The sequence below is a fragment of the uncultured Maritalea sp. genome (assembly GCF_937139385.1).
Taxonomy (GTDB): Bacteria; Pseudomonadota; Alphaproteobacteria; order Rhizobiales; family Devosiaceae; genus Maritalea; species Maritalea porphyrae_A.
Window position 1 is genome coordinate 1 of sequence record NZ_CAKZPW010000019.1, and the last position, 3,137, is coordinate 3,137.

The 3,137-nt window shown below is 47.8% G+C and carries 4 protein-coding genes; 2 read left to right on the forward strand and 2 right to left on the reverse strand.

The window, feature by feature from the left end:
* A partial coding sequence (locus Q0231_RS00810) for an SDR family NAD(P)-dependent oxidoreductase (protein WP_299343787.1) occupies positions 1–431 on the forward strand: 431 nt, incomplete at its 5' end.
* Between the two features lie 32 nt (positions 432–463).
* Here Q0231_RS00810 and Q0231_RS00815 read toward each other — a convergent pair.
* A complete protein-coding gene (locus tag Q0231_RS00815; protein ID WP_299343789.1) occupies positions 464–1,249 on the reverse strand; it encodes a DUF1365 domain-containing protein in 786 nt (261 codons plus the stop codon).
* Positions 1,246–2,574 carry an FAD-dependent oxidoreductase gene (locus tag Q0231_RS00820; RefSeq protein WP_299343791.1) on the reverse strand — a complete coding sequence of 443 codons (1,329 nt, stop codon included), beginning with the start codon at positions 2,572–2,574 and terminating at the stop codon, positions 1,246–1,248. The genes Q0231_RS00815 and Q0231_RS00820 overlap by 4 nt, the downstream gene beginning before the upstream one ends.
* Positions 2,575–2,700: 126 nt before the next feature.
* Between Q0231_RS00820 and Q0231_RS00825 the strand changes: the two genes are divergently transcribed.
* On the forward strand, positions 2,701–3,108 hold the full coding sequence (locus tag Q0231_RS00825; protein WP_299343794.1) for a DUF2177 family protein: 408 nt from the start codon (positions 2,701–2,703) through the stop codon (positions 3,106–3,108).
* Positions 3,109–3,137: the final 29 nt, after the last annotated feature.

Genomic DNA, 3,137 nt, shown 5'->3' on the forward strand with positions numbered 1-3,137 from the left:
TCAATTATATGGGCGTAATTTATGCGCTGGAGAAATTGATCCCCCTGATGAGGGCACGCGGCCACGGGCATATTGCTATTATGGCTTCTGTGGCTGGGTTTCGCGGGCTGCCTCGTTCTATGGCATATGGGCCAACAAAGGCTGCGCTGATCAACTTGGCTGAAACGCTAAAGCCGGAATTGGAAAAGTTCGGCATACATGTGACGGTGATTAACCCTGGGTTTGTGGATACGCCGGCAACCAAAGACAATCCGTTCCCGATGCCAGACCTTATTACAGCGGATGAAGCGGCGCGTTTTATTGCTGAAGGGCTGGACAAGCAAAAGGTGGAGATCATTTTCCCTTGGCGGTTTGCCTTGATTATGAAGGCATTGCGGATATTGCCTTACCGCCCATTTTATTGGGCGATGCGACGGATTATGGGGCAGTAAAGCCCCATTTCTTTTGTGTAAATCTGCTGATTTTATTCGGCGGGTTCGGTTTTCTTTTTCACAAACTCGATCGCACGGTTAGGCGCTTCAGGGCGTGGTTTTAACTTCACGCCTTTCACCCAAAGTTTGAGCGCTTCTAAGTGAATGCCAAGCATTACTTTGGCGGTCATCCAGCCGGTGCCGACGATCGCCTTTATCAATTGGCTATCTGTGAGCTCTTGCCGTTGCCCTGCAAAAAAGGCGTTGAGCAGTGGACCCTCGTCATCGCGCAGCGCGACACCGACAGTTAGTTTTTCACTAATTGGGGTGACGTGAAACGTGTAGTTGCCGCTAACATCGTTGAAGGGCGACACATAAAACTGCTTGTCGCAATTTTGCCAGATCATGCCGTCTTCGCGTTGTTCTGCGGGGATCACATAGGTATGGCGCTGCCCAAAGGTATTATTGACCTCATAGATCATCAGGCGGGTTTTACCTGCCTCATCCAGCCCGAAATAGACTGTAATGGGGTTAAACGCGTAGCCAAAAATGCGCGGGTAGGTAAGCATCTTGAACTTCGTTATCGAAAGGTCAGGCACAGCCTTTTGGGCAAGCGTTTGCAGATAAACTTTGATGTTTTTGCTATCGCCAAAGTCTTTATCGTAAAGACTGACAATGTTTGGCTTGTTGTGAGAAAAGAACTTGAGCTTTTTCGCGAGCTGTTCAATTTCATCGCAATCTACTAGCAAGTTGAACACACCGTAGCTCAGCCCATGTTTAACGGGGCGGAGCCGCTTGTGTGTTACTGTGCCTTTGTAGATTGCGTTGGAGATACTCATTGTGCCGCCACAGTTTCTTGGGGTGTTTGGACGTGAATGCGTCCAGACTCTTTTGCAACAGTCCAAGGACGTCGTTCCCCACCAAGTTGTTCAGCAACCGCGAGGCCAGATTGAATGCCATCTTCGTGGAAGCCATAGCCAAAGTAGGCACCACAGAACCATGTGCGGTTACGGCCTTGCAACGACCAAAGTGACTTTTGTGCTTCGATGGCGTTGGCATCAAAAACAGGGTGCATATAGTCGAACTCGGCATAGATTTCATGCTCGTCAATTTCGCCCGTAGGGTTCAATGTAACAAACAGATCTTGTTGGGTTGTGAGCTGTTGCAGTTCATTCATCCAATAAGTTACGCAAAGCTTATCTTCACTTTGCGTTTGGTCTTTCATGTAGTTCCAGCAAGACCAGATGCGCTTGCGTTTTGGCATCCAGGCTTTGTCGGAATGTAGAACTGCCTTGTTCAATTGATAGGGAAAATTGCGCAATAGACCCGTTTCAAGTTCGTCCGGTTGGTCGAGCAATTGCAGTGTGGTGTCCGCGTGGGTTGCCATCACCACCTGATCGAAGGCACGCAAGACCCCGTTGCTATCAACAATATGCACGTAATTCTCGTGCCGAACAATGGATTGAATGGGGTTGTTGAGTTGGAAATCAAAATCACCAGTTTCAACCAAACGATCCACATAAGTGCGAGCTCCACCGGCAACAGAGCGCCAATCTGGCTTCTGCTTGATTTTAAGCAGCGCGTGGTTGGCGTAAAAATCGATAAAGGTTTTGGCTGGGTAAGCCATCATTTCCGCAGCGTCGGTGGACCAAATGGCCGCGCCCATTGGGATGACGTGGTTATTGATGAAGAATTGTGAGAATTTTTCGGCCAGCAAATAGTCGCCCAACGAGATATTGTCGTTGTAGGCGGTTATGCGCTCAGGTGCGGTTTTGAAAAACCGCATCATATCGTTGAGCTGTTGCCAATGATTGGGGTTGATGACATTGCGACGTTGACCGAAAAAGCCGTTCGCTCCAGAGCCTGAATATTCGTAGCGGCCCTCGTTTGTTGAGAAGGCGAAGCTCATATCTGTGTGATGAGACTTAATGTCTAGATGATCAAAAAGCGCGGTTAGATTTGGATAATTGGGTTCGTTATAAACAATGAAGCCAGTGTCGACGGCGGTTTTGCCGTCAAATGTTTCTACATCAACCGTGTTGGTGTGGCCCCCTAGGTAACTGCCGGCTTCATAAATTGTTACATTATGATTTTTAGAAAGAAGCCAGGCAGCAGATAGTCCAGAAATTCCAGAACCAACAATTGCGATGTTTTGTTTTTGCATTATGTCACTCGCGTTTAAAACCCATTATAGTTCAAACGGTTCAGAAAGGCACATGGATCACAATAAAACTAATGTGAACCGTTTTGGCCGCTGTTGCGTTATCAAGAGCAACCAAGGGGATTTAAAATGACACAGTATCTGGTTGCCTATTTTGGAACGCTTGTGGTGTTCTTAGGCATTGACTTCATCTGGCTCAGCTTTGTGGCGCGCAAATTTTATTTTGAACGCTTGGGGCCATTGCTGCTTGATCAACCAAATCTAGGGATCGCGGCCTTCTTTTATCTATTCTACGTTATGGGCATCGTGCATTTGGCCATCATACCGGCGTTAAAAGACGGGAATGCCACCATTGCAGTTGTAAATGCGACTGTGTTCGGTTTGCTGGCCTATGCCACATACGACATTACCAATATGGCAACGCTCAAGGGCTGGTCGTGGGAAGTTGTGGCCGTTGATATTGTTTGGGGCGGCGTGCTTTCGGCGGTATCAGCCTATGCTGGATACACGATTACAAGAATGATTTTGCAAAGCTAAACGCGGATTAATTGACTATCCTCAACTTG